This is a genomic window from Sphingobium sp. CFD-1, from assembly GCF_024611115.1.
GTDB classification, from domain to species: domain Bacteria; phylum Pseudomonadota; class Alphaproteobacteria; order Sphingomonadales; family Sphingomonadaceae; genus Sphingobium; species Sphingobium baderi_A.
Genome location: NZ_CP084398.1, coordinates 666,463 through 693,423, shown reverse-complemented (window position 1 = coordinate 693,423; position 26,961 = coordinate 666,463). Strand labels below are relative to the sequence as shown.

At 61.7% G+C, this 26,961-nt stretch carries 29 protein-coding genes; 8 read left to right on the top strand and 21 right to left on the bottom strand.

The genetic code is table 11. From position 1 onward, the window contains the following. Positions 1-128: 128 nt before the first annotated feature. The 5 genes from LDB26_RS03465 to LDB26_RS03445 form a co-directional block, all read right to left on the bottom strand. On the bottom strand, positions 129-821 hold the full coding sequence (locus LDB26_RS03465; RefSeq protein ID WP_257540355.1) for an aspartate/glutamate racemase family protein: 693 nt from the start codon (positions 819-821) through the stop codon (positions 129-131). 85 nt (positions 822-906) lie between these two features. Beyond that, a complete protein-coding gene (locus LDB26_RS03460; RefSeq protein ID WP_062068602.1) occupies positions 907-2,337 on the bottom strand; it encodes an NAD(P)(+) transhydrogenase (Re/Si-specific) subunit beta in 1,431 nt (476 codons plus the stop codon). 20 nt (positions 2,338-2,357) lie between these two features. After that, the gene (locus LDB26_RS03455; RefSeq protein ID WP_021245599.1) at positions 2,358-2,642 is read right to left on the bottom strand and encodes a proton-translocating transhydrogenase family protein; all 285 of its coding nucleotides are present in this window, start codon (positions 2,640-2,642) and stop codon (positions 2,358-2,360) included. Positions 2,643-2,718: 76 nt separating this feature from the next. After that, a complete protein-coding gene (locus tag LDB26_RS03450; protein ID WP_257540353.1) occupies positions 2,719-3,840 on the bottom strand; it encodes an NAD(P) transhydrogenase subunit alpha in 1,122 nt (373 codons plus the stop codon). Between the two features lie 26 nt (positions 3,841-3,866). Next, positions 3,867-3,992 carry an aa3-type cytochrome c oxidase subunit IV gene (locus LDB26_RS03445; RefSeq protein ID WP_257540351.1) on the bottom strand — a complete coding sequence of 42 codons (126 nt, stop codon included), beginning with the start codon at positions 3,990-3,992 and terminating at the stop codon, positions 3,867-3,869. 153 nt (positions 3,993-4,145) lie between these two features. Here LDB26_RS03445 and LDB26_RS03440 point away from each other — a divergent pair, with 153 nt between their 5' ends. Both LDB26_RS03440 and LDB26_RS03435 read left to right on the top strand, forming a co-directional pair. Further along, positions 4,146-5,588, top strand: a complete 1,443-nt coding sequence (locus LDB26_RS03440; protein ID WP_257540349.1) for a sigma-54 dependent transcriptional regulator — start codon at positions 4,146-4,148, stop codon at positions 5,586-5,588. A gap of 91 nt (positions 5,589-5,679) precedes the next feature. Next, positions 5,680-6,312, top strand: a complete 633-nt coding sequence (locus tag LDB26_RS03435) for a hypothetical protein (protein WP_257540347.1) — start codon at positions 5,680-5,682, stop codon at positions 6,310-6,312. Here LDB26_RS03435 and folP read toward each other — a convergent pair. After that, complete coding sequence (folP, locus tag LDB26_RS03430) at positions 6,309-7,433, bottom strand: dihydropteroate synthase (RefSeq protein ID WP_257540345.1); 1,125 nt, start codon at positions 7,431-7,433, stop codon at positions 6,309-6,311. The two genes, LDB26_RS03435 and folP, sit on opposite strands and share 4 nt — an antisense overlap. 82 nt (positions 7,434-7,515) lie before the next feature. Continuing rightward, entirely contained in the window at positions 7,516-8,640 is a 1,125-nt protein-coding gene (locus LDB26_RS03425; RefSeq protein ID WP_062064140.1) for a site-specific DNA-methyltransferase, read from the bottom strand. Between the two features lie 287 nt (positions 8,641-8,927). On the opposite strand from LDB26_RS03425, the gene LDB26_RS03420 reads away from it, so the two are divergent. After that, positions 8,928-9,272 (top strand): helix-turn-helix transcriptional regulator, encoded by a 345-nt coding sequence (locus tag LDB26_RS03420; protein ID WP_062064139.1) that lies wholly within the window; start codon positions 8,928-8,930, stop codon positions 9,270-9,272. On the opposite strand, the gene LDB26_RS03415 is transcribed toward LDB26_RS03420, so the two are convergent. After that, positions 9,273-9,725, bottom strand: coding sequence for a hypothetical protein (locus LDB26_RS03415; protein WP_062064138.1), 453 nt, complete (start codon positions 9,723-9,725; stop codon positions 9,273-9,275). A 220-nt stretch (positions 9,726-9,945) separates the two neighbouring features. Between LDB26_RS03415 and ahpC the strand changes: the two genes are divergently transcribed. Together ahpC and ahpF are read left to right on the top strand one after the other, a co-directional pair. Next, positions 9,946-10,509 (top strand): alkyl hydroperoxide reductase subunit C, encoded by a 564-nt coding sequence (ahpC, locus tag LDB26_RS03410; protein WP_021245608.1) that lies wholly within the window; start codon positions 9,946-9,948, stop codon positions 10,507-10,509. 154 nt (positions 10,510-10,663) lie between these two features. Continuing rightward, entirely contained in the window at positions 10,664-12,247 is a 1,584-nt protein-coding gene (gene ahpF, locus LDB26_RS03405; RefSeq protein ID WP_062064136.1) for an alkyl hydroperoxide reductase subunit F, read from the top strand. Positions 12,248-12,447: 200 nt separating this feature from the next. Here the strand turns inward: ahpF and LDB26_RS03400 are convergent, their stop codons facing one another. The 5 genes from LDB26_RS03400 to glmM all read right to left on the bottom strand — a co-directional run bounded on the left by LDB26_RS03400 (position 12,448) and on the right by glmM (position 16,145). After that, on the bottom strand, positions 12,448-13,071 hold the full coding sequence (locus tag LDB26_RS03400; RefSeq protein WP_257540343.1) for a L,D-transpeptidase family protein: 624 nt from the start codon (positions 13,069-13,071) through the stop codon (positions 12,448-12,450). A 159-nt stretch (positions 13,072-13,230) separates the two neighbouring features. Further along, positions 13,231-13,830, bottom strand: a complete 600-nt coding sequence (locus LDB26_RS03395; protein WP_257540341.1) for a ribonuclease HII — start codon at positions 13,828-13,830, stop codon at positions 13,231-13,233. Then, entirely contained in the window at positions 13,823-14,584 is a 762-nt protein-coding gene (gene thiD, locus LDB26_RS03390) for a bifunctional hydroxymethylpyrimidine kinase/phosphomethylpyrimidine kinase (RefSeq protein WP_257540339.1), read from the bottom strand. Before thiD ends, LDB26_RS03395 begins: the two co-directional genes overlap by 8 nt. Continuing rightward, positions 14,581-14,805, bottom strand: coding sequence for a DUF1272 domain-containing protein (locus LDB26_RS03385; RefSeq protein WP_257540337.1), 225 nt, complete (start codon positions 14,803-14,805; stop codon positions 14,581-14,583). Before LDB26_RS03385 ends, thiD begins: the two co-directional genes overlap by 4 nt. Beyond that, the gene (glmM, locus tag LDB26_RS03380) at positions 14,805-16,145 is read right to left on the bottom strand and encodes a phosphoglucosamine mutase (RefSeq protein WP_257540334.1); all 1,341 of its coding nucleotides are present in this window, start codon (positions 16,143-16,145) and stop codon (positions 14,805-14,807) included. Before glmM ends, LDB26_RS03385 begins: the two co-directional genes overlap by 1 nt. A gap of 93 nt (positions 16,146-16,238) precedes the next feature. On the opposite strand from glmM, the gene LDB26_RS03375 reads away from it, so the two are divergent. Next, positions 16,239-17,624, top strand: coding sequence for a sodium:alanine symporter family protein (locus LDB26_RS03375; protein WP_257540332.1), 1,386 nt, complete (start codon positions 16,239-16,241; stop codon positions 17,622-17,624). Between the two features lie 80 nt (positions 17,625-17,704). Here the strand turns inward: LDB26_RS03375 and LDB26_RS03370 are convergent, their stop codons facing one another. From LDB26_RS03370 to LDB26_RS03345, 6 genes are all read right to left on the bottom strand, one after another. Next, complete coding sequence (locus LDB26_RS03370) at positions 17,705-17,887, bottom strand: CsbD family protein (protein WP_062064127.1); 183 nt, start codon at positions 17,885-17,887, stop codon at positions 17,705-17,707. A 199-nt stretch (positions 17,888-18,086) separates the two neighbouring features. Beyond that, positions 18,087-18,632 (bottom strand): 30S ribosomal protein S9, encoded by a 546-nt coding sequence (rpsI, locus tag LDB26_RS03365; protein ID WP_257540329.1) that lies wholly within the window; start codon positions 18,630-18,632, stop codon positions 18,087-18,089. Further along, a complete protein-coding gene (rplM, locus tag LDB26_RS03360; protein ID WP_082635149.1) occupies positions 18,632-19,111 on the bottom strand; it encodes a 50S ribosomal protein L13 in 480 nt (159 codons plus the stop codon). Before rplM ends, rpsI begins: the two co-directional genes overlap by 1 nt. Before the next feature lie 159 nt (positions 19,112-19,270). After that, positions 19,271-19,615 (bottom strand): divalent-cation tolerance protein CutA, encoded by a 345-nt coding sequence (gene cutA, locus LDB26_RS03355; RefSeq protein WP_257540327.1) that lies wholly within the window; start codon positions 19,613-19,615, stop codon positions 19,271-19,273. Beyond that, positions 19,612-20,655 carry a COX15/CtaA family protein gene (locus tag LDB26_RS03350; RefSeq protein WP_257540324.1) on the bottom strand — a complete coding sequence of 348 codons (1,044 nt, stop codon included), beginning with the start codon at positions 20,653-20,655 and terminating at the stop codon, positions 19,612-19,614. Before LDB26_RS03350 ends, cutA begins: the two co-directional genes overlap by 4 nt. A 187-nt stretch (positions 20,656-20,842) precedes the next feature. Next, the gene (locus LDB26_RS03345) at positions 20,843-21,760 is read right to left on the bottom strand and encodes a LysR family transcriptional regulator (RefSeq protein ID WP_257540322.1); all 918 of its coding nucleotides are present in this window, start codon (positions 21,758-21,760) and stop codon (positions 20,843-20,845) included. Between the two features lie 94 nt (positions 21,761-21,854). On the opposite strand from LDB26_RS03345, the gene LDB26_RS03340 reads away from it, so the two are divergent. After that, positions 21,855-22,697 (top strand): sterol desaturase family protein, encoded by an 843-nt coding sequence (locus tag LDB26_RS03340; protein ID WP_257540320.1) that lies wholly within the window; start codon positions 21,855-21,857, stop codon positions 22,695-22,697. Positions 22,698-22,764: 67 nt separating this feature from the next. On the opposite strand, the gene LDB26_RS03335 is transcribed toward LDB26_RS03340, so the two are convergent. After that, positions 22,765-23,949 (bottom strand): acetyl-CoA C-acyltransferase, encoded by a 1,185-nt coding sequence (locus LDB26_RS03335; protein ID WP_062064118.1) that lies wholly within the window; start codon positions 23,947-23,949, stop codon positions 22,765-22,767. 113 nt (positions 23,950-24,062) lie between these two features. On the opposite strand from LDB26_RS03335, the gene LDB26_RS03330 reads away from it, so the two are divergent. Continuing rightward, positions 24,063-25,247 carry a PQQ-dependent sugar dehydrogenase gene (locus tag LDB26_RS03330; RefSeq protein WP_257540318.1) on the top strand — a complete coding sequence of 395 codons (1,185 nt, stop codon included), beginning with the start codon at positions 24,063-24,065 and terminating at the stop codon, positions 25,245-25,247. A gap of 72 nt (positions 25,248-25,319) precedes the next feature. Here LDB26_RS03330 and LDB26_RS03325 read toward each other — a convergent pair whose 3' ends face one another. After that, entirely contained in the window at positions 25,320-26,954 is a 1,635-nt protein-coding gene (locus LDB26_RS03325) for a CTP synthase (protein WP_021245623.1), read from the bottom strand. Positions 26,955-26,961 lie beyond the last annotated feature (7 nt).

Sequence of the window (26,961 nt, the reverse complement as noted above, 5' to 3'; positions counted from 1 at the left end):
TCTGGCACAACCTATGTCCTTCGATACGCCTCTTCGGCAGGCTCAAAGGCTACTCAGAACGAGCGAGGGGGCAGCCGTTCCGCTCTCCACCCACAGCCTTCGCCACCTGGGTCATGAACGCCCGGCTCCTATTCACCAAGGATGAAAGCCGCCCCTGCCTTGGCGTGAATCGAGGTGCAGTCATAGATGGGCAGCACATTCGCCTTCACATCGACCACCAGCTCCAGTTCGGTGCAAGCCAGCACCACCGCCTGCACATCCTCCTTGGCGATGTCGGTCAGTTCCGACTTCATGAACCGCTCACTCTCGCGGCTCACCTTGCCCAGCGTCAGTTCGTCATAGACGATGTGATTGATCCGCTCAGCCAATTCCATGTCTGGCGGCAACAACGATACGCCGTGCGAGACCAGCCGCTGCCGGTAGAATTTCTCCATCATGACATTGCGGGTGCCGATCAGCGCGGCTTTCTCGATATTGTCGCTCGCCATCCGCGCGCCGACGACATCGGCGATATGGATGATCGGTATGCTAACCGCCTCCTGAACCTGCTCATAAATTCGGTGCATGGAATTGGCGCAAATCAGCAGGCTTTCCGCCCCCGCCTGCGCCAGCCGTCGCGCCGCGCCGGTCAGATGTTCCGCCGCGCTATCCCAATCGTCCTGCGTCACACTGCCCGCGACCTGAGCAAAGTCCAGGCTTTCGATCAGCAGCGGCGCGCTATGCTGCCCGCCCTTCGCGCGATGGACAGTCCGGTTGATGATCTCATAATAGCGGGCGGTGGAAATCCAGCTGAGACCACCGATCAGGCCGAGTTTACGCATAAGCGGGTCACATACTCTTGCAAAAAGCGAACGGACGGCGGCGCCTGGGCACCACCGTCCGTCACAGCGTTACGGGAAGCCTGCCTTAGTGGGCAAGCCCCTTGACGATTTCCTCGACCATCTTCTTGGCATCGGCCAGCAGCATCATCGTGTTGTCCATGTAGAAGACTTCATTGTCGACGCCGGCATAACCAGCCCCGCCCATGGAGCGCTTCACGAACAACACCGACTTCGCATTGGCGACATCCAGAATGGGCATGCCATATATGGGCGACGTCTTGTCGGTCTTCGCCGCCGGGTTCGTCACGTCGTTCGCGCCGATGACGAAGGCGACGTCGGCCTGGCCGAATTCGCTGTTGATGTCCTCCAGCTCGAACACCTCGTCATAGGGCACGTTCGCTTCGGCCAGCAGCACGTTCATGTGCCCCGGCATACGGCCCGCGACCGGATGGATCGCATATTTGACCGACACGCCTTCCTTCTTGAGCAGGTCGCCCATTTCGCGCAGCGCGTGCTGCGCCTGGCTGACCGCCATGCCATAGCCCGGCACGATGATGACGCTGTCCGCCTGCTTCATCAGGAAGGCTGCATCCTCCGCACTGCCGCGCTTATAGGGACGATCGATCGCCGCTCCGCCGCCTGCCGAAGCCGTCTCCGCACCGAAACCGCCTGCGATCACGCTAATGAAGCTGCGGTTCATCGCCTTGCACATGATGTAGGACAAGATCGCACCCGACGACCCCACCAGCGCGCCAGTGATGATCATTGCGCTATTGCCCAGCGTGAAGCCCATGGCAGCAGCAGCCCAGCCCGAATAGCTGTTCAGCATCGACACCACGACCGGCATGTCCGCACCACCAATGGGGATGATGAGCAGGAAGCCGATGATGAAGCTCAGCGCCGTGACTGTCCAGAAGATCCACGGGCTCTGATCGGTCACGAAATAAGCGATCAGCCCCAGAATGGCAGCCAGCATGGCCAGGTTGATGAGATGCCGGCCGGGCAGCATGATCGGCTTGCCCGACATATTGCCGTTGAGCTTCAGGAAGGCGATGACCGAACCAGAGAAGGTGATCGCGCCGATAGCGACGCCCAGCCCCATTTCGATACGACTGGCGTTGTGGATCTCGCCGGTTAGCGCATCCAATATGCCGAAAGCCCCCGGATTGAGGAAAGCCGCCGCGCCGACCAGCACCGCCGCCAGACCGACGAGCGAGTGGAACGCTGCCACGAGCTGCGGCATCGCGGTCATCTCGATCTTGCGCGCAATAACGAAGCCGATGGCGCCGCCGATGGCGATGGCGCCCACGATCTCCGGCAGGGAGATGACGTCATGGGTATAAAGCGTGGTGGCGACGGCAATCGCCATGCCTGCCATGCCCATGCGATTGCCCCGGCGGCTCGAAGCCGGGCTGGACAGGCCCCGCAGCGCGAGGATGAAGAGGACGCCTGCAATCAGATAGGCGAGCGAAACGAAGGGCGAAGCAGCGACGCCTTCAGCGCCAGCGGCGGCCATCGCAATGACGGTCTGCAGCATCATTTGCGCTCCTTCTTCTTGTACATCGCCAACATCCGTTCAGTCACGGCAAAGCCGCCGAAGATGTTGACCGACGCCAGCGTCACCGCGATCAGGCCCAGATATTTGGCCGCCGCGCTGCCCGCCTCGGCGGACGCGACCAGCGCGCCGACGATGATGACGGAGGAAATGGCGTTGGTGACCGCCATCAATGGTGTGTGGAGCGCCGGTGTCACCGACCACACCACATAATAGCCAACGAAACACGCCAGCACGAAAATCGACAGGATGGAGATGAAGTCCATCTTTCCTACTCCCCGTTCGTCCCGCTTTTTGCTGCGGGACATGATGCGCGCAGCCTTCCGGCCACGCGCTATTACCTCACCCCAGAAGGCGTTCGTTCACGACCTTGCCGCCCTGCGTCAGGCGGATGGCGTTGCCGATCTCTTCGTCTAGCACTGGCGCGTTCTTTTCCTTGTCCCAAAAGGCCGACAGGAAATTGTAGAGATTGCGCGCGAACAGGGCCGAAGTATCCGCCGCCAGCCGCGAAGGCACGTTGCGATGCCCTACGATCTTGACGCCGTGACGTTCGACCACTTCACCAGCGACTGCTCCTTCGACATTGCCGCCCTGTTCGACGGCCAGGTCGACGATCACGCTGCCTGGCTTCATCGTCGCGATCTGCGCGTCGGTGATGAGGCGCGGAGCGGGACGTCCGGGAATCAGCGCCGTGGTGATGACGATGTCCTGTTTGGCGATGTGGCTGGAAATCAGTTCGGCCTGCGCTTTCTGATATTCCTCCGACATTTCGGTGGCATAGCCGCCGGAGCCTTCGCCCTCTATGCCCTTGACGCTTTCGACGAAGATCGGCTTGGCCCCGAGCGATTCGATCTGTTCCCTAGTTGCGGAACGCACGTCCGTCGCCGACACCTGCGCGCCCAGACGGCGAGCGGTCGCGATCGCCTGAAGCCCGGCAACGCCCACGCCCATGATGAACGCCTTGGCCGCGGACACCGTGCCCGCCGCCGTCATCATCATCGGGAAAGCCCTACCATATTCGGCGGCGGCATCGAGCACCGCCTTGTAGCCCGACAGGTTCGATTGCGATGAAAGAATATCCATCGACTGCGCGCGTGTGATGCGCGGCATGAACTCCATCGCCAGCGCCTCCAATCCGGCGGCGGCATAGGCATCCACGCGGCCGCGCTCACCAAAGGGATTGAAACCGGCGGCAATCCAAGCGCCCGACTTCGCCCCGGCAAGAGTCGCCGGATCGGGTGCCTGCACGCCCAAAATAATGTCAGCGCCGGCAACCGCAGCAGCGCGATCACCCACCACGCCCCCGGCCGCGACATAGTCTGCATCGGCAATCGAGGCGTTGAGCCCCGCGCCGCTTTCGACCGCCACATCAGCGCCCAGCGCCTTGAACTTCTTCACGGTCTCCGGCGTACCAGCGACCCTGCGCTCGCCGGCGGCGAGCTCCTTGATAATTGCAATTTTCATGGACATCCCCCTGTGCAAACCGACCTTCAGCTCGAGATCAGCAGCACCACGATCGCGCCTGCGATCAGAGAGGCGATCGTGCCCCATTTCATGACGGCCACGAACCCTTCATAGGTTTCGGTTGCGCTTTCTATATTTCCCTCTTGGGCCATGCCCTCTTCCTTCCTGGCGACATATTCGGCAAACCTCTTATCTTCTGCCTGCCCGACCCTCAACCCGCATCGCACAAGAAAATCTTTCAGGTTAAGAGCGCCTTTACTCCCCCCGCGCTAGGCTTTGCAGCCTGTAGTGAAATGAGGGATGAAATGGCGCGCGACGGCGTTCCCATGTTGATGCTGATCGACGATGAACCGGCGCAGCGCCGGCTTGTGTCGGCGCTCGCGGCGCGGGCAGGCTGGCGCACGATCTTCGCGAACGACGGAGAAACCGCGATTGCCACGCTCGGCACACAGGACGGGATGCGGCTGGACGCCATTTTGCTGGACCAGTGGTGCCCATCTTTTGAACCAACGCAATTGATTCGGGAATTGCGCGCGCGGCGGCCTGCCTTGCCCATCCTCGTACTGACCGCTCATGACAATGTCGCGGTCGCCGTCGAATCGATGCGCGCGGGCGCCACCGACTATCTGTCAAAGCCGATCGCGCCCGAACGGCTGCTGGCTGCGTTAAACGCGACGCTCAGCGAAGACGATATCAATAGCGAACTGCGCCCCCTTACGGAGAAGATCACCGCTCCCCTTTCTTTCGAGGATGTGGTGGGTTCGGCTCCCAGATTCCGCGCGGCGCTCGCTGTCGCCGCCAAGGCTGCCCGCGCCCGCGTCCCAGTGCTGATCGAAGGCGAAAGCGGCGTCGGCAAGGATGTCATCGCCCGCGCGATTCACGCTGCCTCCCCTCGTCACAAGCAGCCGATGGTGACTATCAACTGCGGCGCCATTCCTGCCAATCTGGTCGAATCCGAGTTGTTCGGTCACGAACGCGGTGCCTTCACCGGCGCTTTCGAACGCCACATCGGCAAATTCATCGCAGCGGACACGGGGACGATCTTCCTCGACGAAGTCAGCGAAATGCCATTCGAGGCGCAGGTCAAGTTGCTCCGCGTGCTACAGGATGGGGAAGTGCAGCCCATCGGCGCGCGCCGTCCGGTTCATGTGGATGTGCGGATCATCGCCGCGACCAACAAGCGGTTGCAGGATGAAATAGAGGCGGGGCGTTTCCGCGAAGACCTCTATTATCGCCTCAATGTCGTGCAATTGACGATTCCTCCGCTGCGTGAGCGAATCGGCGATGTCCCGGCGCTCTGTCGTCATCTGCTTGCCCGGATCGCTGAACAGCCTGGGCTGCGGAGTCTGGGCCTGACGGATGAGGCGTTGGCGCTGCTGATGCAGCATGAATGGCCAGGCAATGTGCGCCAGCTTCAAAATGCCCTGTTCCGCGCCGCCGTACTGTGCGAAGGAGACGCCCTGACACCGCAGGACTTTCCCCAGATCGCGGCGCAGCTTGGCGCGCGCAATGCGGTGCCGTCTCTTCAAACACTCCCGCCCCGCCAGCCACATCGCGAAGGAGCGGGTATCACCTTGTTCGAAGGCGACGGTCATGTCCGCCAGCTTGCCGAAATAGAGGCCGACGTGATCCGCCTCGCCATTGGCCATTATCGGGGGCGCATGACGGAAGTCGCACGACGTCTGGGCATCGGCCGGTCGACCCTTTATCGGAAACTCGCAGAACTAGGCATCGACAACGCTGCCTGATAGCCCGCGCATCCCGATACAAAGGCAAATCGTCCTAAAGATATGCGCTGCGTCGTTGAAAAATGACGGCGGCTATGCTTTTGAACAGGATATGAAACCTGCTTCCCTTGCCGCTTGCCTTCCTTTGCTCGCCCTTGTCGCCTGCGGGCGGGCTGAACCTGTGGGCGACACGCCCAGCCAGGAAGAACTGGCGGCGGCAGCCAATGCGGCGGCGGCCAGCGCAATCTCCAATCAACAGAAGACGGAAGACACGGAAAACCGCAATTATGTGAATGCGGATCGAGGCTTTTCCGTGACCTTTCCTGAAGGTTGGGTGAAGGATGGATCGGCCAGCAATGCAGACGGCATCGTCTATGAAGATCCGGGCGCTGGCGCGGATGTCCGCGTCTTTTGGCAGAAGAATGACGCCGACAAGACATTGCAGCAGATCGTGGAAACCGTCAGCAGCGGTTCGGAGGGCGTCGATGGCGACTTTATCGGCGACAATGAATATCGGGGCACAGCGAATGATGGCGAAGGCAATAACGTCGCCATTCGCCTGTTGAAACAGCCGGATGGATCGATTGTGACCGCCACTTTCGTCTATCCTGAAATGTTGAGCGAACAATATCAGGCGATTGCGGAAAAACTGCTCGACAGCCTGCGGGTATTCGCTCCCAGGAGCCAAACACCGGAAGGTCGGGTGCCGACGCCTGTTCAGGCATCCAACGCGGCGGGCAATTAGACGGCGCTCAATCCTGCATCGGCAAGGCCGCGCCAAAGGTGCAGTGCCTGAACACTTTCCTTGACGTCATGGACGCGCACCATCTGGGCGCCCTGCTCGGCCGCGCGAAATGCCAGGGCGATTGATCCGCCCAGCCTTTCGGAAGCAGCCGCTTCGTTGGAGAGCGCACCAATCAAACGCTTGCGACTTCCCGCAAAGAGCAATGGCACGCCCAGTCCCTGAAACGTCGCCAGCCCATTGACGAGCGCCAGATTATCCGCAAGTCCCTTGCCGAAACCCAGGCCCGGATCGACCATGATCCTGTCCCGTGCGATCCCCCCCGCCACGCAGGCCTCTATCCGTTCTTCCAGCATGTCGAAAACTTCCGCCACGACGTCACGATAGCCAGCCGGATTGTCATGCGGATCGTCCCCGGCCGAAGGCGCGTGCATCAATATCACCGGGCATTTCGCCGCCGCCACGACCTCCATGCTGCGCGGATCGTACCGCAGCGCGCTCACATCGTTGACGACCTTCGCCCCTGCGGCGAGCGCCGCCTCCATCACCGCGGCCTTGCGCGTGTCGACCGATACGGACACGCCAGCCATCGCCAACCGTTCGATAACGGGAACGATGCGGGCGATCTCATCGCCTTCCCATATCTTCTCGGCGCGCGGGCGGGTGGATTCTCCGCCTATGTCGATCAATGCGGCCCCAGCCGATGCCATGGCGAAGCCTGCATCTGCCGCCGCATTGGGGTCTTCCATATATTTGCCGCCATCGGAAAAGCTATCCGGCGTCACGTTCAGGATTGCCATGACCTGCGGCGCATCAAACCGGATAGTTCGCTCGCCAAGCATCAGCGGAGAGCGCTGGGCAGAAATATTCGCGGCCAGACTGTGTGCCCGCTCGGTCAACGACTCCGGCAAACTCACCAGAGCGTCAGCAAATCTGTCGACCGGAATCGTCACGCGCACTATCCGCTCGCCATTTCGCCGCACCGTCAGTTCATAGCCCTGGAACCAGATTAGCCCATTGCTCATGCGCGCTGCCGCCCCGTCCGGCAATCCGATGGGCGACGGCACGAACCATGTCGGCTTGAGGTATAGCCGGGCGTCGGCGGGAATATCGGGCAGGTTCATCTACACTCCGCTGGGTCTGGATCTGTCGACGGGCACATTTCCTACAGGGTTTCGACAGGCTCAGCGCGAACGGATCGAGAAATCAAGGTTCGTTAGCCAGCAAATAGGTCTGCCGCAGCGTATCGATGGGTTGCAACTTGCCGTCCACCTCATGATGCCAGAAGGTCCAACCGTTGCAACTCGGCGCGCCTTGCAGCGTCGCGCCCATCTTGTGAATCGATCCGCTATCCTTGTCCACGGCGAGCGAGCCATCCGCGCGCACCACCGCCTGCCAACGCCGTTTCACATCGGTCAGCACCGTGCCGGGCTGACAATAGCCGGTTTCTACCAGCGTGCCGAATGCCACCTTGGGTTGGGCCTTTGCGCTTTGCATGATGGTGAGCGCCGATTCGTCGAGCGGCAACGCTGCTTCGATCCGCTCCAGCGCGACCTCGATATAACTGTCTTCACGCTCGATGCCGATCCATTTGCGGCCCAGGCGCTTGGCGACCGCGCCCGTCGTGCCCGTGCCGAAGAAAGGATCGAGCACCACATCGCCCGGCTTGGTGCAAGCCAGCATCACGCGATAGAGCAGTGCTTCAGGCTTCTGCGTCGGATGCGCCTTGGCACCGTTGCGCTTCAGCCGCTCCTGCCCACCACAGATCGGCAGCACCCAGTCAGAGCGCATCTGCAGTTCGTCGTTCAGCGTCTTCATCGCCTTATAGTTAAAGGTGTAGCGTGCATCTTCGCCCTGGCTGGCCCAGATCAGCGTCTCATGGGCGTTGGTGAAGCGCGTGCCCTTGAAATTGGGCATCGGATTCGCCTTGCGCCAGATGATGTCGTTCAAGATCCAGAAGCCTTCATCCTGCAAGGCCGTACCGACGCGGAAGATATTGTGGTAGCTGCCGATCACCCAGATGGTGCCGTTGGGCTTCAGAATGCGGCGGGCTTCCTTCAGCCACGCCTTGGTGAAGCGATCATAGGCTCCCAGCGTGTCAAACTTGTCCCAATCATTGTCTACTGCGTCTACGCGCCCGCCTTCGGGCCGGAACAGGTCGCCGCCCAATTGCAGATTATAGGGCGGGTCAGCGAAGATCATGTCGATGCAGGCGTCCGGCAGCTTCGCCATTTCCGCGATGCAATCGCCCCGCAGCAGGCGGTCCGCCTCAATCTCTATCGGCGCGACCGCCTTCTTCCGCCGCAGCGCGACGCGTTCCATGACACCCATGCAGCAACCCCCATATGTTTCGAGGACCAGCGATGAGTCCTCAGGAGTCCACCGTCAAGATCAGTAGCTTATCAGTTAACCCTCATAAAAAGGTTAACAGGAGGGAGAACGAAGAGGGTAGGCACGAGATATTGAGCCTGCAAATGGCAGCAAGACTCCATATCAGGTAGTGTGACTAAAAAGACTCAACCTGCGACGCCCTCGAAGTTTTTTTGGTTAACAGATGAGAGCAAGGCAAAAATCGGCTCTCGCTTGACCAACTCATAACCCAATGATTATGTGATCAAATGATTGCCCATTCTTATAAGGAAGACCGTTCCGCCCTACGCGACGCCTTGTTCAAAGCGTTGTCGGACGGCACGCGACGCGCCATACTCGAATATCTGGTGCGCGAAGGAGAGCAGAGCGTTCACGCCCTTACCGCCGTGTCGGGTGTGTCGCAGCCTATGGTGTCCCGTCATCTCGGCAAGCTGAAACTGGCGGGGCTTGTTACGGCTCGTCGTGCCGGGCGGGAAACCTATTATACCGCCCACGCCAAGGGGCTGGCTCCAATCGTTCAGTGGATGGCCGTTTACGGAGCCCTCTGGTCACAGCGGTTCACGGCTCTGGAGGATCTGGGCGATGGCGAATAGCTAGCGGCAATAACCTTCCCGTCCCGGTATCACGATCAGGCAATCATCCTTCTCCACCAGATATTTGAAGCCCGTCTCGTTACCTGAGCCGGGACGGATCGCCAGATCCTGCCCATCGCGCACGAAACGGATTGTGCTGCCATCCGCCAGTCCGTTGTAACTTCCCTTTCGGTCGAGCGTGTCCTGATTGGTGATAACATAATGCCCGGATTTTCCATCGGGCGAAGGCTGAATGTCCAGGAACAACCCTTCTGGGCCGGTCCACCGTCCCACCCAATCATCCGTCGGCAGGCGGTCCGCTTCGGGCGCGCCGTTACCCAGCGCATCCACATCCTCTATCGTTTCGGCACTACCCGGCTGCATTATTGTGTTGCCTGCCACATTTTCCGTGCTTTTGGAGCAGCCAGTCAGCGCAATTGCGAACGCAACGGGAAGGAAACGAAAGCGCGCCATATTCTTCTCCTGTGAATATTCATCCCTCTAACACGGACATAGAAGCCAATGCCCAAAAAGCAGCGGAGTTCACTAACTAAAAATGATCCGATCGATCAATTCGCAATTGTGTAATCGATTTTCTCTATCTGCAAGTCCGAGAAAACCAATTTCCCCCGACTCGTTCCCATCCCTACATAGGCCGGGCAACAGCAACCCCAGAGAAGGAACTGGAAAGCCCATGGCTCTTATCAACACCCCCCTGCAGCCGTTCAAGGCGACCGCATTCAAGGAAGGCAAGTTTGTCGACGTTACCGACGCCGACGTGAAGGGCAAGTGGGCCGTTTTCTTCTTCTACCCGGCCGACTTCACCTTCGTCTGCCCGACCGAACTGGAAGATCTGGCCGACATCTACCCCACCCTTCAGGGCATGGGCGTGGAAGTCTATTCGGTCTCGACCGACACCCATTTCTGCCACAAGGCATGGCACGACACTTCGCCGGCGATCGGCAAGATCAACTATTACATGCTGGGTGACCAGAATCACGACCTGTCGAACCAGTTCGGCGTCCTGCGCGAAGGCGTTGGCCTGGCCGACCGCGGCACCTTTGTGCTCGACCCGGAAGGCGTGATCCAGCTTGTCGAGATCACCCCGGAAGGCGTCGGCCGCAACGCGACCGAACTGCTCCGCAAGATCAAGGCCGCACAATATTGGGCCAGCCACCCCGGCGAAGTCTGCCCGGCCAAATGGGAAGAGGGTGAAAAAACCCTTGCTCCCTCCCTCGACCTCGTCGGCAAGATCTGACGACTTTTCCGCGACCGGACCTTGGGGGAACGTCCCCGGTCCGGCGCGGCTTGATCTCTGAATATTTCAGACCAATCTTTCCGAAGGATGGGCTTTCCTATCCTTCGGACACGGGCGGCTTGCGCTTCCCATTCATGCAACGGAGCCAGAAACGATGTTGGACGTAAATCTCAAAGGACAGCTCAAGGGCTATCTGGCGAACATCACCCAGCCGATCGAGTTGGTAGCTTCGCTGGATGACGGCGCGAAATCGCGTGAAATGCAGGAACTTTTGAACGAAATCGCCGAACTGTCGGACAAGGTTGCCGTGGTTCGCGCCGATGACGACAAGCGCAAACCCAGCTTCCTCATCCGCCGGGTGGGCACTGATATCGGCGTGCGCTTTGCGGGCCTGCCGATGGGGCATGAATTCACGTCACTGGTACTCGCCTTGCTCCAGGTCGGCGGTCATCCGTCAAAGGCCGCGCGGGATCTTATCCAGCAGATCAAAGATCTGGACGGCGACTTCGCCTTCGAAACTTATTTCTCGCTTTCCTGCCAGAACTGCCCGGACGTGGTGCAGGCACTGAACCTGATGAGCGTGCTTAACCCCCGCATCAGCCATGTCGCTATCGACGGCGCGCTGTTCCAGCAGGAAGTCGATGCGCGCAAGGTGATGGCGGTGCCCACCGTCTTCCTGAACGGAGAGCCTTTCGCTTCGGGTCGCATGGAACTGGAGCAGATCGTCGCGAAAATTGACAGTGGCGCGGCCGATCGCGCGGCAGAGAAGATCAAGGCACAAGACCCCTTCGAAGTGCTGATCGTCGGCGGTGGCCCCGCTGGCGCAGCGGCGGCTATCTATGCCGCGCGCAAGGGTATCCGCACCGGCGTCGCGGCGGAGCGGTTCGGTGGCCAGGTGCTCGACACTATGGCGATCGAAAATTTCATCTCCGTCCCCCATACCGAGGGACCGAAGCTGGCCGCGCAGTTGGAACAGCACGTCAAGGACTATGACGTGGAGATCATGAACCTTCAGAAGGCGGCGCAGCTGATCCCAGCCAAGACCGAAGGCGGCTATCATGAGGTAGTGCTGGAAAATGGCGCGTCGCTGAAGGGCCGCACCGTGATCCTCTCCACCGGCGCGCGCTGGCGGCAGATGGGCGTGCCGGGTGAAGATGACTATCGCAACAAGGGCGTAGCTTATTGCCCACATTGCGACGGCCCGTTGTTCAAAGGCAAGCGCGTGGCCGTGATTGGCGGTGGCAATAGCGGCGTCGAAGCAGCCATCGACCTTGCCGGCATCGTCGCCCATGTGACGCTGATCGAATTCGACAGCCAGTTGCGGGCCGACGCGGTACTCCAGCGCAAGCTGGCCAGCCTGCCCAATGTGAAGATCATCACCTCGGCGCTGACCACGCAGGTGCATGGCGACGGCAACAAGGTGACGGGTCTCAGCTACAAGGATCGCAATCATGGCACCGAACATGATGTCGAACTTGAGGGCATTTTCGTTCAGATCGGACTCGTCCCCAACACCGAATGGCTGAAGGATGCAGTCTCCCTGTCCCCACGCGGCGAGATCGAGATCGATGCCCGCGGTGAAACCAGTCAGCCCGGCATATTCGCGGCGGGCGACTGCACGACCGTGCCCTACAAGCAGATCGTCATTGCCATGGGCGCAGGATCGACGGCGGCGCTTTCCGCCTTCGACTATATGATCCGCCTCCCCGCCAGTGAGGAAGCGGCCGAGGCGGCTTGACTGGCTCGCGTTGGGTGGACTTTGGAGAGGGCGGCCGATCCTCAAAGGCTTGGCCGTCCAGCTTGTTTGTGGAGTCAATGATTGAAGATGCATGACCGTTTAGGCCAATGCACATTCCTTCATCCTCACGTCCGATGAAGTCGATCCGATGGCCCTTTGCATCGAACTGAGGCGCGTTTCTCCCGAGGGAGGTTTTTTCGTCAGCGCCTGGTCCGGAACCGGAAAATAGCTGGATCGACTTTCAGCATTGGCACATCCTGTCGCTCCTGCAATTGCGCGCTCTGCTGCGATAGGACGGTCCTTTCCGACAAGGCCTCAACGTCGGGCGGCGTGAAGGTGACAATCGCACTGGCGGGATCATCCGGATCAGCCAGCACCAGCGTGCCGACCATCAGAACCGGACTCAGTTGATCCGTCGTCACGCTCACCGGCGTTCCGATCCGGGTCAGGCCGAATAGTTTGCTGGCAAAGCCATAGGGCAGCCGAATGCAGCCATGGCTGGCCGGATAGCCCGGATTATGTCCTGCATGGAGGGCGATGCCATCCCATGTCAGCCGCTGCATGAAAGGCATCGGCGCATTGCTGTAGATATTGGACCGGTGCCATTGCCGTTTCTGCAGGATGGGGAATTCCCCGGTCGGCGTTCGGTGCCCCTTCATACCAGTGGATACCGAAGCGGCGCCAATCAACCGGTCGCCGTCATAGACATGCACCATCTGCTTTTCGATACTGATGATCATATAGAGCGGACCGGCCCACGGTCCTTCACTCAACCAGCGATATTCGCCCGGGCCAAGCGCGACTTGATCGGCGGGAATCGGCATAGCCCGGACCACCGGGGGTGCTGAAAAAAAAGCCGCCAGCACAAGCAACGGAAAGAACAAGCGTAAACCAGAAGGCATAAGGCTTCTTTAACCACATGCCGCCCATGCGCTAGTCTGCCGGAATCGGTTCGTCGCATCAGTCCCATCGTGGGACAGGGATCAAAGCAGTAGCAGTTGCGCCACCGGCGCGAAACTACGCCGATGCAGTGGTGTCGGTCCATGTTCGCGCAGCGCCGCCAGATGATAGGGGCTGCCATAGCCCTTGTTGCTTTCCCAGCCATAATGCGGGTGGCGCGCGGCTGCCTCCACCATGATCCGGTCCCGCGTTTCCTTGGCGATGATCGAAGCAGCGGCGATGGAGAGGCATTTGGCGTCGCCCTCCACCACGGCGGTCGCGGGCCAACGCCAGTCGGGGCAACGATTGCCATCCACCAACACATGCGCGCAGTCGGCGTTCAGCGCCTCCATAGCCCGCTTCATCGCCAACATCGTCGCCCAGAGGATGTTGAGGCTGTCGATCTCCGCCACGCTGGCGATAGCAACGCCCCAGCATAGCGCCCGGGCCTTTATCTCCACTTCCAGCTTAGCGCGGCGAGCGGCGGTGAGTTGCTTGCTGTCGTTCAGGCCATCCGGGCAATCCTTCGCGTGCAGGATGACGGCTGCCGCGACCACCGGCCCGGCCAGCGGCCCGCGGCCCGCTTCGTCCACGCCCGCAACAAGGCCGGGATGATGTCGAAGCTCATGCGTGAAATCAGGCATGGGCGTGAAACTCCAAAGGCGCGCCCATCGGCCCATGTCCGTGTCCCAGTCCCGGCGCAAGCGACAGGGCTTCCCTCACATATTTGCGCGCCCGCTCGATGGCGTCGACCATATCCATGCCCTGCCCCAGCCCGGTCGCGATGGCGCTTGCCAGCGTACAGCCGGTGCCGTGAGTGTGCGGCGTATCGATCCGGGCGTTGCTCCATGCCTTGATGGCGCCGCGCGGCCCAATCAGCCGGTCGGTCAGCATCGGACCTTCGCCATGCCCGCCCTTGGCAAGCACGTGGGTAGCGAAGCGGATCGCTACCTCCTCCCCGCCCAGCGCTTCCAGTTCGGGCAGATTGGGCGTCACCAGTGTCGCAAAGGCCATCAGCTTTTCGAAAGCCGCTACGGTCGCCTCGTCCGCCAGCGCCGGTCCGCTGGTGGCAACCATCACCGGATCGAATACGATGGGCACGCCTTCCAGCACCGCCAGTCTTTCCGCGACGGCGGCGGCGGTTTGCGCCGAACCGATCATGCCGATCTTCACCGCATCGACGCCGATATCTCCGATGACGCTCTCCATCTGCGCCAGCACCAGCTCGGTCGGCACAAGATGCACGGCCTGCACGCCCAACGTGTTTTGGGCGGTGATCGCGGTGATCGCGGTCATGGCATGGCCGCCGAGCAGGGTGACGGTCCTGACATCCGCCTGAATCCCCGCGCCGCCGCCGCTATCGGAGCCCGCGATGATGAGGATGCGCGCGACCTTCATGCCTTGTGCCGCCGCTCCGTCGATGCCGGGCTGGCCATCAGCGCCTTGCCGACCCGCGTCGGCCTGTCCATCAATTCTCCGCGGCAATTGAGGCATCGGTCGTCCATGGCTTCCGCGCAGGCCGCACAGAAGGTGCATTCGAAGGAACAGATGAAAGCCCCCGCCTCGTCAGCGGGAAGGTCAACGCCGCAGCATTCGCAATCAGGCCGCATCTCAAGCATCAGCCCGCGACCTTCTCCACAGCGGCGCAGATGCGTTCGACCACATCCCTTACCTGTTCTTCTTGATCTCCTTCCGCCATCACACGGATCACCGGCTCCGTACCGGACGGGCGAATGACCAGACGCCCTGCCCCCGCCAATTCCGCCTCGGCCTGAGCGATCACGCGTTTCACCTCGTCATGTTCCAAAGGCCTACCACCTGCAAAGCGGACATTCTTCAAAAGCTGCGGTACCGCATCGAACTGATGCAACACCTCGCTGGCGGGCTTGCCGGAGCGGACGAGCGCGGCCAGCACTTGCAGAGCGGCGATGGTGCCGTCCCCCGTCGTCGCATGGTCGGACAGTATCATGTGCCCCGACTGCTCGCCGCCGACATTGAACCCCCCCTCGCGCATCCGCTCCAGAACATAGCGGTCGCCCACCTTGGTGCGCTCCAGGCCGATACCCTGTCCTGTCAGGAATCGCTCAAGGCCGAGGTTCGACATCACCGTCGCCACCAGCCCGCCTCCGCGCAGCGTTCCTTCCCGCGCCCAGTTGGCCGCAATCAGGGCCATGATCTGATCGCCATCGACGATATTGCCCTTCTCATCCACCACGATCAGGCGATCCGCATCCCCGTCCAGCGCAATGCCGATGTCCGCGCCGGAAGACAGCACGGTTTCCTGACACAGCAGAGGCGCGGTGGAGCCGCATCCATCGTTGATATTGGTGCCGTTGGGCGCGACACCGACCGCGATCACCTCCGCGCCCAGTTCCCAGAGGGCGGAGGGCGCGACCTGATAGGCGGCCCCGTTGGCGCAATCGACCACGATCTTCATGCCATCCAGCCGCAGATCGGCAGGGAAGCTGGACTTGACTGCGTGAATATAACGGCCACGCGCATCTTCGACCCGGCGGGCGCGGCCAATGTCCTGCGATGCGGCAAGCGGGATGTCCTGATCCAGCAGCGCCTCGATCTTCAATTCATCCTCGTCCGACAGCTTGTAGCCGTCCGGGCCGAACAGCTTGATGCCATTGTCAAAATAGGGATTATGGCTGGCCGAAATCATGACGCCCAAATCCGCACGCATCGAATGGGCGAGCAGAGCCACGGCGGGCGTCGGGATCGGGCCGAACTGCACGACATCCATTCCCACGGCGGTGAAACCCGCGACCAGCGCATTTTCCACCATATAGCCTGACAGACGCGTATCCTTACCGATGACAACGCGGTGGCGGTGGCTGCCTCGCAGAAAGTGGCGGCCCGCGGCCATGCCGACCTTCATCGCCAGTTCGGCGGTCATCGGCCATTGGTTCGTGCGGCCCCGGATTCCGTCGGTACCGAAATATTGTCTGCTCATAAATCCAGTCCGCTCATGTCAGGTGCGGGAAATGCATCGTCTCCATAGCAATCTTTGTTCGACTTTCCACCGGGCAGCGGTCAATCGTAGCGGATGGAAAGATTCAACGCATGGGTCGACGCACTGTCGAACGCGGTGTTTTTCAAAGTGCCGATATTAGGCACGCAAATCGAGCTGATCGTACTGTATCTGGCCGTGCCGATGCTATTCTTCACCATCTGGCTAGGATTCCCCAACGTGACGCAGGTCGGACGGGCGCTCCGCATCCTGCGAACCCAGCCCGGCAAAAGCGAGGCAAAGGGCGATGTCAGTCAATGGGCGGCGCTGTCAACGGCCCTGTCTGGTACCATCGGGCTTGGCAATATCGCAGGGGTGGCGGTGGCGCTGACCATGGGAGGCCCAGGCGCGATCCTGTGGATGTTCGTCATCGGCTGGTTCGCGATGACCGTAAAGATGGCGGAGGTGACGCTGGGCCTTAAATACCGGGTCTTTGATAGCCAAGGCCATGTGCATGGCGGACCGATGTATGTGCTCAAAGCCGTGGGCGCCGCACGGGGGTGGCCGAAGATCGGGATGCTGCTGGGCGGACTTTACGCCTTTTTCGCACTGTTCGGGGCAATCCCGATGGTTCAGGTCAATCAGAGTTTCGCGCAGGTAAAGGTGGTGACGGGCCTTAGCAACGGATGGGCTTATGGCGTATTTCTCGCCGGAGCGGTGGCACTTGTGACGCTGGGTGGCGCGGCGTGGCTGGGCGAGGTAGCCAAGCGCCTGACGCCGCTCAAGGTCGCCGTCTATCTGGCGGGTGTGGCGGCAATCCTGATCCTTCATATCGATGGCATCCCATCGGCTTTGGCACAAATCTGGCAGGGCGCATCGACTGGCAGCGCAGCGACGGGCGGCGCGGTGGGCGCCTTCGTTGCCGGAATGCGTCGCGCCGTATTCGCGAGCGAGGCGGGCGTGGGGTCCGCCGTAATGGCACATAGCCTCGCACGGGCGCGGCATCCGGTGTCCGAAGGCCTTGTCGCGCTGCTGGAGCCACTGCTGGGCACGATGATCGTCTGCGCCTTCGGAGGGCTGGCGCTGGTGGTGGCGGGAACGTGGAATACGGGATTGGAGGGGATCGCGATTATCTCGGCCGCTTTTGCCAAGGTATCACCCTGGTTTCCGTGGCTGCTGGCGGTAGTGGTGTTCCTCTTCGCCTATTCGACGCTGGTGGCATGGGGCTTTTACGGATTGCAAGCCTGGGGCTATTTGTTCGGCAATGGGTCAAAGGCGCAGTGGACCTACAAGATCCTCTACATCGTCGCTCTGCCCCCGGCGGCGGCAATCGATCTGGGCCGGGTGGTCGGGATCGTGGACAGCAGTTTCTTCCTGATGGCCATTCCCAATGTCATTGCGTTGTATCTATGCGCCGGAGAGTTGCGGAGGGACGTGCGGAGCTATCTGCGAAATAAAGACGAGACAGATCGCGCTCCCTGACATGCGTTGAATCCTGCGAAACCAAAAAGAGCCCCGCTCCCGAAAGGAGCGGAGCTCTTGTCGCTACGAAATCCTGAACGTCAAATCTTGTCGCCAAGCGCTCCTTTGACAGAACCGGCCACATCTTGCGCCGTGCCCTTGGCCTTTTGAACCTTGCCTTCCGCCTCGAGCCGTTCGTTGTCGGTAGCCTTGCCGACCGCTTCCTTGACCGACCCAGCCGCCTTGTTGCCAGCGGCCTTCATCTTGTCTGTCATCTCACCCATGTCGTTCTCTCCTTGGTTAGAGTTACGGGGTCAACGAGCGACGGGGCAAGCGGTTGCCACCGGAACGGGGACGGAATGAAAGCAATGCTTGCGAAGCCTGTTGAGCTTATCAAAGGACCAAAGGTCTGAAGCCACTCGACCAATAACAAAAAAGGGCCGGAAAACCGGCCCCTTTCTCGAAATTTCCGTAACGAACTGCTTAGCGCTTCGAGAACTGGAAGCTGCGGCGGGCCTTGGCGCGGCCATACTTCTTACGTTCGACGACGCGGCTGTCGCGCGTCAGGAAGCCTTCGGCCTTGACCGCACTGCGGAGCGCCGGTTCATATTTGCTGAGCGCCTGGGCAATGCCATGCTTCACGGCGCCAGCCTGACCCGACAGACCGCCACCCTTGACGGTCGCGATCACGTCATACTGACCTTCACGCTCAGTGACGCCGAAGGGCTGGTTGATGACAAGTCGCAGCGTAGGCCGCGCGAAATAGATTTCCTGATCGCGACCGTTGACCGTGATTTTGCCGGTGCCGGGCTTCACCCAGACGCGAGCGACAGCATCCTTACGGCGGCCGGTCGCATAAGCGCGACCGAGGCTGTCGATTTCCTGGGCGCGCAGGGGCGCCGAAGGCTGCGGCGGCGCAATGGGCGCTTCGGCATTCGCGGCTGCGACAGCGGCGGGCGCTTCGGCAGCGGCAGGCGCATTGGCGGTGAGCGACGCGAGGTCGGACAGGGACTGGCGGTTATCAGACATTATGCACCCACCTTGTTCTTGCGGTTGCGCGACGCGAAATCGAGCACTTCGGGGTTCTGCGCTTCATGAGCGTGTTCGGCGCCGGCGAAGATGCGGAGGTTGCGCATCTGCTGACGGCCGAGCGGACCACGAGGGATCATCCGCTCAATCGCCTTTTCCAGGACGCGCTCAGGAAAACGACCTTCCAGGATCTTGGCGGGCGTGGTTTCCTTGATGCCGCCGGCATAGCCGGTGTGCTTGTAATAGACCTTGTCGGTCATCTTGCGACCGGTGAACTTCACCTTGCCGGCATTGATGATGATGACATTGTCGCCGCAATCGACGTGCGGGGTGAAGCTCGCCTTGTGCTTGCCGCGCAGGATATTCGCTACGGTCGAAGCGAGACGGCCGACGACGAGACCTTCCGCGTCGATCAGTATCCACTTCTTTTCGACCGTTGCCGGGGTCGCCGGCTTGGTGGTCTTCATCAGCGCCTTCATGGTGCCAATCTCCAGAATGAAATAGTGAACCGAACGCCTTTGGGACGGTCGGAAGATGGGCGCTCATGACGGGTGGGGAGGCGGAAGTCAAGAGATTCTGCGGGATTCGCGACGGGTAAAATAATACCTCTTGATTTACGGAGGCACGTCGCTCGCCTTTCAGTCCGACGGACAATGCGCCGCGCCGCTGGTCTGGCCAGCGATCCACCGGGCGAAGGGCGCATGGGCGGCGTCCACCGGCAGCGCAAGGATGGCGGGGACTTCATAGTCGTGCAGTTCCGCCAGCCGCGCCATCAGCGCATCGCGCTTTTCCGGCGCGGTCTTGAGCAGGACGGGAATCTCGGCCTCACGCTGGAGCGCGCCTTCCCATGCGTAGATCGAGGTGCAGGGCGCCAGCATGTTGGCGCAGGCGGCCAACCGTTCCTCCACCAATTGCCGCGCGATACGCTCGGCGCTCTCCGCCGATCCGAACAGGGTGTAGACGATCGCGACGCCGCCGCTCATGCCCGGCGCATGCCGATGGCGTGCGCGGCCCATGCGGCGGAGGCGACCACCAGCGCGCCGACCGCCTGATGCAGCACGGCGAGCGGCAGGGCGATGCCGCTGAGGACGGTGGCGATGCCAAGGACGATCTGCGTGCCCACCGCCGCATTGATCGCAATGGACGGCCCACGCTCCCCCACCCGCTTCGCCTTGCGCGCGAGCATGATGAGCGCCAGCGCCGCGATCCACGCCCACCAGCGATGGATGAAATGGACGAGATAGGGATCACTGGAGACCGTCGCCCACAGCGAGCCGACCCATTCGATCCCTTCCGGCACGAAATGATCGTTCATCAGCGGCCATGTGTTGGAGACATAGCCGGCATTCAGCCCGGCGGTGAACGCCCCGAACAGAAGCTGCACGAACAACAGGAACAGCGCCAGCAACGCAAAGGGCCGAAGCCGGGCCGGCCGCGCGCGGGAATAGCGGGCGAGCGCGAAAAGATCGAGCGCCGTCCAGATCAGCGCCCCCATGATGAACAGCGCCATCAGCAGATGCACGGCCAGGCGATAGTGGCTGACGTCGGTGCGGACCGACAGGCCCGACTTCACCATCCACCAGCCGATCGCGCCCTGCAATCCGCCCAGCGCCAGCAAGAGGACGAGCCGCAGGCCATAGCCCGCCGGGATCGCCCGCTTCACCGCGAACCAGAGAAGCGGGAGAGCGAAGGCGACGCCGATCAGGCGGCCCAGCAGCCGGTGCACCCATTCCCAGAAAAAGATGAACTGGAAATCGGAGAGGCTCATGCCTTGCCGAAGCTGCTGATATTCGGGGATCTGCTGATAGTCGCGAAACGCCTCCATCCACTGATCGTGGGTCAGCGGCGGGATCGCGCCGGTGATCGGCTTCCATTGGGTGATGGACAGGCCCGATTCGGTAAGCCGCGTGATGCCGCCCACCACCACCATGCAAAAGACCAGAAAGGCCACCATGAGCAGCCAGCGGGCAATGGCGGCGGGACGCGCGGCAGGCGCGGCGGAACGAAAAGCGGTCGCGGTCATGGGCCGGGTTCATGCGCCCAAGCCTCGCGGGATTCAAGAGGGCGCGCCGGGGACAAAATGCCCTATCGGAGCGAAGGACGGGTAATGTTACGCATCATTTTTGCCGTTCGGCACAGCGACAGCGGCACCGCATGGTTTTCTGTCGCCCCTGCGTTCAGGCCTGAGCCACCGCCGACGGGATCGAGTGCTATCGGGTTCCGGAACTGGATGTGCTGAGCGCGTTCCGCAGCCCTTGTATCTGCTGCCGAAAGGCCTGTTTTACCCTTAGCATTCCCGGTGATTGAGAGCGACGATCGAGCGAGTAAATAACCATTCGAAAACTCTGAGGCGCGCCGGTGCCGAGCCGATCAAGGGCATGAAGCCGTTTGGCTTCGAGATCCCTTGCGACGGAATAGGCCGATGAAACCCAGATCGCATCAGTGGACTTGGTGAGCATGACCAGCGTGGCGTAATCCTCCACCACATGCGGAGGGCCTGCCGCCCATTTGCGGAGGTTGTCGAATATGGCCATGTTCGCGGTTGCCCGACTGGAAAGCAGCACGGGAAATTCCTGATCGGGGCAATCTTCTTTCAACAGCGGGTGAGCAGCACGGACAATCAGCGTGACAGGGAAGTGGCCAAGCGTTTCGGCGCGCACGCGCGGCGCATCAGGCACCTGCCCTTCTGCACTAACGAAAAACTCTATATCACCCGCTAACAGAAGCGGCCACAGCGCCTCGACATTGCGGACCACGACTTCGTTGGTGAGCGCTGGAAATGCTTGAAGGCTTTCTGACAAGAGGGTCGGCAGTAAGGTCCAGGCCGGTAATGGCGCCATGCCGAAGCTGACCCGCCCTTCTTCCCCTCGCGCGGTGTGTCGCAACTGGCGTTCGAAATCATCTGCCTGGGTCAGCAATGCATTGGCGCGTTCAACTACAACGTGACCCTGCGAGGTGAGACTTACCCCCCCGCGACCCCGATCAAACAGCCGCATTCCGGCCTGTCGCTCCAAGGACTGGATGCTGCGGGTGAGTGCGGATTGAGACAGCCCCAAATCGTCGGCGGCGCGTGAAAAGCTCAGCCTGCGGGAAAGGGCGACCAGATGGCGCAGGTTACGCAGGTCCATTTTGATGCATCCTAATCATCAAAAATATCATTCATATGCATTAGACGCGAGATATCGCCTCTGCAACGATAGAAGCGATAGGCGAGGAAGAAACATGAACCATCTGGGATTGTGGGTTTTGGCGGTAACCGGCGTGATCCTGCTGGCGGAGGTGATCGCCGGCCGACACCGTAAAATTTACAGCCGCAGCGACTGGATCGTGAACAGCATTTGCATGCTTGGCGCGGCGCTGGTGCGACCGGCGGGCACGGCGGTAGTGGCGATGGCCATTGCTTACCTGTTTCCGAGCGGACAGGGGGCTTTGCGTAATGTGCCCTTCCTGCCGGCGCTGATCGCCATCATCCTCTTGGCGGAGTTCGCCAATTACTGGGTTCATCGCGGCAGCCACCAACTGAAAGGCAGCCGGTGGTTCGATTGGTTTTGGCGCATGCACCGCACGCATCACACCGCCCAATATGTGAATGTGCTGCTCAACTTCCGGATCAGTCCGTTCTGGATTCTGGTCGGCGGTCTGGGTTGGGTGTTTTCGCTGGCGATCTATTTGGGTCAGGCGCAGGCAGCAGGCCTTGCGATCGTGATTTTCACTTTCTGGGGCATCTTCACCCACAGCGATTTCCGCTGGGACGATGCGATCAGGCGGCACTCCGTTTTCGGCTCGCTGTTCCGCGGACTGGAGCATGTCTTTATCTCGCCGGGCATCCATCACAGCCACCATGGCTATGGCCGCGACGGGGGCAATTTCCGTAACTTCGGTGTCTTTCTGTCGATCTATGACTGGATGTTCGGCACCTTGCACATCCCGACCGGCCGACCGTTCCGCTATGGCATTCCCGGCAACACCCCACATTGGGCGGACGACGCTTTCTCACCCCTTCGCCTCGGCGCGCTGATCTCCGGGCATCCGTCAGGCGAGGCAGAGAGCAAACCATTATCGTAGCGCGCCATTATCGTAGCGCGAAACGGCCATCCCATGCGCCGCTTCGATCCACCCAGCCGTCCTGCTTTTACGCCAGTTCGATCGCCATCGCGGTCGCTTCGCCGCCGCCGATGCAGAGGGAGGCGACGCCGCGCTTGCCGCCCCGGCTCTGGAGCGCGGCGATCAGGGTGGCGAGAATGCGCGCGCCGCTCGCGCCGATGGGATGGCCGAGCGCCGTCGCGCCGCCGTTGACGTTGAGCTTTTCGGCGGGAATGGCGAGTTCCTTCGCGGCGATCATGGCGACCACGGCGAAGGCTTCGTTGACTTCGAACAGGTCGACATCCTCGACCGACCAGCCTGCTTTCTCCAGCACCTTACGCATGGCAGGGACCGGCGCGGTGGTGAATTTGGGCGGCTCATGGGCGTGGGCAGCGGTGGCGACGACCTTCGCGACGATGGGCAGGCCCAGCTTTTCCGCGACGCTCTGGCGCGTCATCACCAACGCCGCCGCGCCGTCCGAGATGGAGGAGGCGTTGGCGGCGGTGATCGTGCCATCCTTGACGAAGGCGGGTTTGAGCGACGGAATCTTGTCGGGCTTCGCCTTGCCGGGCTGTTCGTCGGTGTCGATGATGGTGTCGCCGCCCCGGCCCTTGACCGTGACCGGCGTGATTTCCCCGGCAAAGGCGCCGCTCGCTATGGCCGCGTTGGCGCGTTCGAGCGAGCGGATGGCGTAGGCGTCCTGATCCTGCCGCGTGAACTGATAGTCGCGCGCGGTTTCCTCGGCGAAGACGCCCATCGCCTTGCCGGGTTCATAGGCGTCCTCCAGCCCGTCCATCATCATCGTGTCGATGATGCGGTCATGGCCGATGCGCGCGCCGGAGCGGTGCTTGGGTAGCGCATAGGGGGCGTTGGTCATGCTTTCCATGCCGCCCGCGATGACGATATCGGCGGTCCCGGCAAGAAGCGCCTCCTGCGCCATGATCGCGGCCTGCATCCCCGATCCGCACATCTTGTTGACGGTCGTGGCCTCGACCGATTGCGGCAGGCCCGCGCCCAGCGCCGCCTGGCGCGCGGGAGCCTGGCCCAGGCCGGCGGGGAGAACGCAGCCCATATAGATGCGGTCGATGGCATCGGCGGGGACGCCCGCGCGCTCGACCGCCGCCTTCACCGCCGCCGCGCCCAGTTCCGTGGCCTTGAGCGGCGACAGCGCGCCCTGGAATCCGCCCATCGGCGTGCGCGCATAGCCCGCGATGACGACCGGATCGCTGCTCATGGCCATTTCCTTTCCGTGCAATAATATTACAAGATCTATCTAGGTCCAGAGCCGCCGATTGCAATGCGGAACGCGCCGCCCGCCCGGGGGTTGGAAGCGCAAGGGAGAAACATATGATACGCCATTTTTCTTTCGCCGCCCTGCCGCTCGTCCTGCTGGCCTGCTCGGCCGACAATGCGACGGGGCAGAACCGCGCCGAGACGGCGGGCAAGCCCTTCAAGACCGAGGTGATCGCCGATTTCGATGCACCCTGGGCGATGACTTTCCTGCCCGATGGCCGCCTGCTGGTGACGGAGAAGGCAGGCGAACTGGTGCTGTTCGATCCGCGCAACAAGGATAAGAGCTGGGACGGCAAGGTCCAGGTGGGCATCGACGGCGGGCCGCGCGTGGACAGCACAGGGCAAGGCGCACTGATGGACGTGGTGCTGCATCCGCAGTTCAAGGACAATGGCATCGTCTATCTGAGCTGGTCGGAACAGGGTGCGGGCGGCAAGGGCGTGGCGCTGGGCATGGGCCAGCTTGTCGAGCGGCAGGTGCAATGCGTCCGCGCGCCCTGCCCTCCGCAAGCGATGCTGAACGGTTTCAGGACGATCTTCCGCGCCGCCCCCTATGTGGACGGGAACGGCCATTATTCCGGGCGCATCGCCTTTTCGCCGGACGGAAAATATCTGTTCTTCACCAATGGCGAGCGGCAGAAATTCGATCCGGCGCAGGACCCGAAGGCGACCTTGGGCAAGGTGCTGCGGCTCAATCCCGACGGCACGGCGGCGGCAGGCAATCCGCTGGCCGGCAAGGGATTCCATCCGGCGGTCTGGTCCTATGGGCACCGCAACCTGCTGGGGCTGGCCTTCGACAAGGACGGGCGATTGTGGGAGCAGGAAATGGGACCGCAGGGCGGCGACGAGGTGAACCTCATCAAGCCGGGAGCGAATTATGGCTATCCCAAGGCGTCGAACGGCAGCCATTATGATGGGCGCGACATTCCCGATCACCAGCCGCATGACGGGTTCGAGGCGCCCAAGGTCTGGTGGAATCCCTCCATTTCGCCCGCGGGGCTGGTCTATTATTCGGGCGACCTGTTTCCGCAGTGGAAAGGGTCGCTGTTCCTGGGCGCGCTGTCGGGGCAGGCGCTGGTCCAGGTGAAGCTGGACGGCGAGAACGCCGCCAAGGCCGACCAATGGGACATGGGCGCGCGCATCCGCGAAGTGGAACAAGGGCCGGAAGGCGCGCTGTGGCTGCTGGAGGATGGCGGGCAGGGATCGCAGGGGCGGCTGCTCAAGCTGACGCCTGCGAAATAGCTTATCTCCGTTCAAGCAAAGTCGAGAAGCGGTTGGCGGTTTCTCGACTTTGCTCGAAACGAACGGAGGTCGTTACACGAGCCGGCTCTGCTTGAGCGCCGCTTCGATGAAGCCCGCGAAGAGGGGGTGCGGGTCGAAGGGTTTGGACTTGAGTTCCGGGTGGAACTGCACGCCGACGAACCAGGGGTGATCGGGGCGCTCGACGATTTCGGGCAGCGTGCCGTCCGGCGACATGCCGGAGAAGATGAGGCCGCCCTTTTCCAACGGCTCGCGATAGCCTGCATTGACTTCATAGCGGTGGCGGTGGCGCTCGCTGATCTCGGTCGCGCCATAGATGCCCGCAACGACGCTGTTGCCGGTGAGCTTTGCGGGATAGGCGCCCAGACGCATGGTGCCGCCCAGATCGGTGTCGGCGGTGCGCTGCTGAAGGCCCTCCTTGCTCATCCATTCGGTGATGAGGCCGACGACCGGCTCGCTGGTTTCGCCAAATTCGGTGGTGGAGGCGTTGGCGATCCCCGCAGTGTTCCGCGCGCCTTCGATGCAGGCCATCTGCATGCCGAGGCAGATGCCGAAGAAGGGTACGCCGCGTTCGCGGGCGAATTTGACGCTGGCGATCTTGCCCTCGCTGCCGCGCACGCCGAAGCCGCCGGGGACGAGGATGCCGTGCATGGGTTCGAGCCGGGCGGCGATGTCCGCGCCCTCTTCCTCGAACAGTTCGGCGTCGATCCAGCGGATGTTGACCTTCACCCGGTTGGCGAAGCCGCCATGGTGGAGCGCCTCGTGCAGCGATTTATAGGCGTCGGGCAGGCCGACATATTTGCCGACCACGCCGATGGTGACTTCACCTTCGGGGTTCTGCTGACGGTCCATGATGTCGTGCCAGCGGTCGAGCGAAGGCTGCGGCGCGCCTTCCATCCCGAAGGCGCGGAGCACTTCGTCGTCCAGCCCTTCGGCATGATATTGGGTCGGGACCGCGTAGATGCTGCTGGCGTCGAGCGCGGGGATGACCGCTTCTGGACGCACGTTGCAGAAAAGCGCGATCTTGCGCCGCTCGCTGTCGGGCAGCGGCTGTTCGCAGCGGCACAGGAGAATGTCGGGCTGGATACCGAGCGAGGTGAGTTCACGGACGCTGTGCTGCGTCGGCTTGGTCTTCAGCTCGCCCGCCGCCGCGATATAGGGGACCAGCGTCACATGGACGAAGATCGACTGGCCGCGGCCCAGATCGTTGTGGAGCTGGCGAATCGCTTCCATGAAGGGCAGCGATTCGATGTCGCCCACCGTGCCGCCGATTTCGCACAGCACGAAGTCGAGGTCTTCGGTGTCGGCGATGGCGAACGCCTTGATCTCGTCGGTGACGTGGGGAATCACTTGCACCGTCGCGCCCAGATAATCGCCGCGCCGCTCCCGCGCGATGATCGTCTGATAGACGCGGCCCTGCGTCACATTGTCTGACTGGCGCGCCGAAACGCCCGTGAAACGTTCATAATGGCCGAGGTCGAGGTCGGTTTCCGCCCCGTCGTCGGTCACATAGACCTCGCCATGCTGATACGGGCTCATCGTGCCCGGATCGACGTTGAGATAGGGATCGAACTTCCGGATTCGCACACGGAAACCTCGCGCCTGCAACAGAGCTGCAAGCGAAGCGGCCATCAGGCCCTTGCCAAGCGAGGAGACCACGCCGCCGGTGATGAAAATATACCGCGCCATGGGAGAG

What these genes read in the sequence shown, in the direction of transcription:
- ahpF (WP_062064136.1), top strand. Translation starts at nt 10,664, where the DNA reads ATGTTGGACGTAAATCTCAAAGGACAGCTCAAGGGCTATCTGGCGAAC.
- LDB26_RS03350 (WP_257540324.1), bottom strand. Translation starts at nt 20,655, where the DNA reads ATGACCGCGACCGCTTTTCGTTCCGCCGCGCCTGCCGCGCGTCCCGCC.
- LDB26_RS03395 (WP_257540341.1), bottom strand. Translation starts at nt 13,830, where the DNA reads ATGCCTGATTTCACGCATGAGCTTCGACATCATCCCGGCCTTGTTGCG.
- LDB26_RS03425 (WP_062064140.1), bottom strand. Translation starts at nt 8,640, where the DNA reads ATGGGTGTCATGGAACGCGTCGCGCTGCGGCGGAAGAAGGCGGTCGCG.
- LDB26_RS03455 (WP_021245599.1), bottom strand. Translation starts at nt 2,642, where the DNA reads ATGGACTTCATCTCCATCCTGTCGATTTTCGTGCTGGCGTGTTTCGTT.
- LDB26_RS03460 (WP_062068602.1), bottom strand. Translation starts at nt 2,337, where the DNA reads ATGGCCGCCGCTGGCGCTGAAGGCGTCGCTGCTTCGCCCTTCGTTTCG.
- thiD (WP_257540339.1), bottom strand. Translation starts at nt 14,584, where the DNA reads ATGAAGGTCGCGCGCATCCTCATCATCGCGGGCTCCGATAGCGGCGGC.
- LDB26_RS03335 (WP_062064118.1), bottom strand. Translation starts at nt 23,949, where the DNA reads ATGAGCAGCGATCCGGTCGTCATCGCGGGCTATGCGCGCACGCCGATG.
- LDB26_RS03445 (WP_257540351.1), bottom strand. Translation starts at nt 3,992, where the DNA reads ATGGCCCAAGAGGGAAATATAGAAAGCGCAACCGAAACCTATGAAGGG.
- folP (WP_257540345.1), bottom strand. Translation starts at nt 7,433, where the DNA reads ATGAACCTGCCCGATATTCCCGCCGACGCCCGGCTATACCTCAAGCCG.
- LDB26_RS03375 (WP_257540332.1), top strand. Translation starts at nt 16,239, where the DNA reads ATGGAAAGATTCAACGCATGGGTCGACGCACTGTCGAACGCGGTGTTT.
- ahpC (WP_021245608.1), top strand. Translation starts at nt 9,946, where the DNA reads ATGGCTCTTATCAACACCCCCCTGCAGCCGTTCAAGGCGACCGCATTC.
- cutA (WP_257540327.1), bottom strand. Translation starts at nt 19,615, where the DNA reads ATGAGCGGCGGCGTCGCGATCGTCTACACCCTGTTCGGATCGGCGGAG.
- LDB26_RS03370 (WP_062064127.1), bottom strand. Translation starts at nt 17,887, where the DNA reads ATGGGTGAGATGACAGACAAGATGAAGGCCGCTGGCAACAAGGCGGCT.
- rplM (WP_082635149.1), bottom strand. Translation starts at nt 19,111, where the DNA reads ATGAAGGCGCTGATGAAGACCACCAAGCCGGCGACCCCGGCAACGGTC.
- LDB26_RS03435 (WP_257540347.1), top strand. Translation starts at nt 5,680, where the DNA reads ATGAAACCTGCTTCCCTTGCCGCTTGCCTTCCTTTGCTCGCCCTTGTC.
- LDB26_RS03385 (WP_257540337.1), bottom strand. Translation starts at nt 14,805, where the DNA reads ATGCTTGAGATGCGGCCTGATTGCGAATGCTGCGGCGTTGACCTTCCC.
- LDB26_RS03345 (WP_257540322.1), bottom strand. Translation starts at nt 21,760, where the DNA reads ATGGACCTGCGTAACCTGCGCCATCTGGTCGCCCTTTCCCGCAGGCTG.
- LDB26_RS03325 (WP_021245623.1), bottom strand. Translation starts at nt 26,954, where the DNA reads ATGGCGCGGTATATTTTCATCACCGGCGGCGTGGTCTCCTCGCTTGGC.
- LDB26_RS03415 (WP_062064138.1), bottom strand. Translation starts at nt 9,725, where the DNA reads ATGGCGCGCTTTCGTTTCCTTCCCGTTGCGTTCGCAATTGCGCTGACT.
- rpsI (WP_257540329.1), bottom strand. Translation starts at nt 18,632, where the DNA reads ATGTCTGATAACCGCCAGTCCCTGTCCGACCTCGCGTCGCTCACCGCC.
- LDB26_RS03330 (WP_257540318.1), top strand. Translation starts at nt 24,063, where the DNA reads ATGATACGCCATTTTTCTTTCGCCGCCCTGCCGCTCGTCCTGCTGGCC.
- LDB26_RS03450 (WP_257540353.1), bottom strand. Translation starts at nt 3,840, where the DNA reads ATGAAAATTGCAATTATCAAGGAGCTCGCCGCCGGCGAGCGCAGGGTC.
- LDB26_RS03400 (WP_257540343.1), bottom strand. Translation starts at nt 13,071, where the DNA reads ATGCCGATTCCCGCCGATCAAGTCGCGCTTGGCCCGGGCGAATATCGC.
- LDB26_RS03465 (WP_257540355.1), bottom strand. Translation starts at nt 821, where the DNA reads ATGCGTAAACTCGGCCTGATCGGTGGTCTCAGCTGGATTTCCACCGCC.
- glmM (WP_257540334.1), bottom strand. Translation starts at nt 16,145, where the DNA reads ATGAGCAGACAATATTTCGGTACCGACGGAATCCGGGGCCGCACGAAC.
- LDB26_RS03440 (WP_257540349.1), top strand. Translation starts at nt 4,146, where the DNA reads ATGGCGCGCGACGGCGTTCCCATGTTGATGCTGATCGACGATGAACCG.
- LDB26_RS03420 (WP_062064139.1), top strand. Translation starts at nt 8,928, where the DNA reads ATGATTGCCCATTCTTATAAGGAAGACCGTTCCGCCCTACGCGACGCC.
- LDB26_RS03340 (WP_257540320.1), top strand. Translation starts at nt 21,855, where the DNA reads ATGAACCATCTGGGATTGTGGGTTTTGGCGGTAACCGGCGTGATCCTG.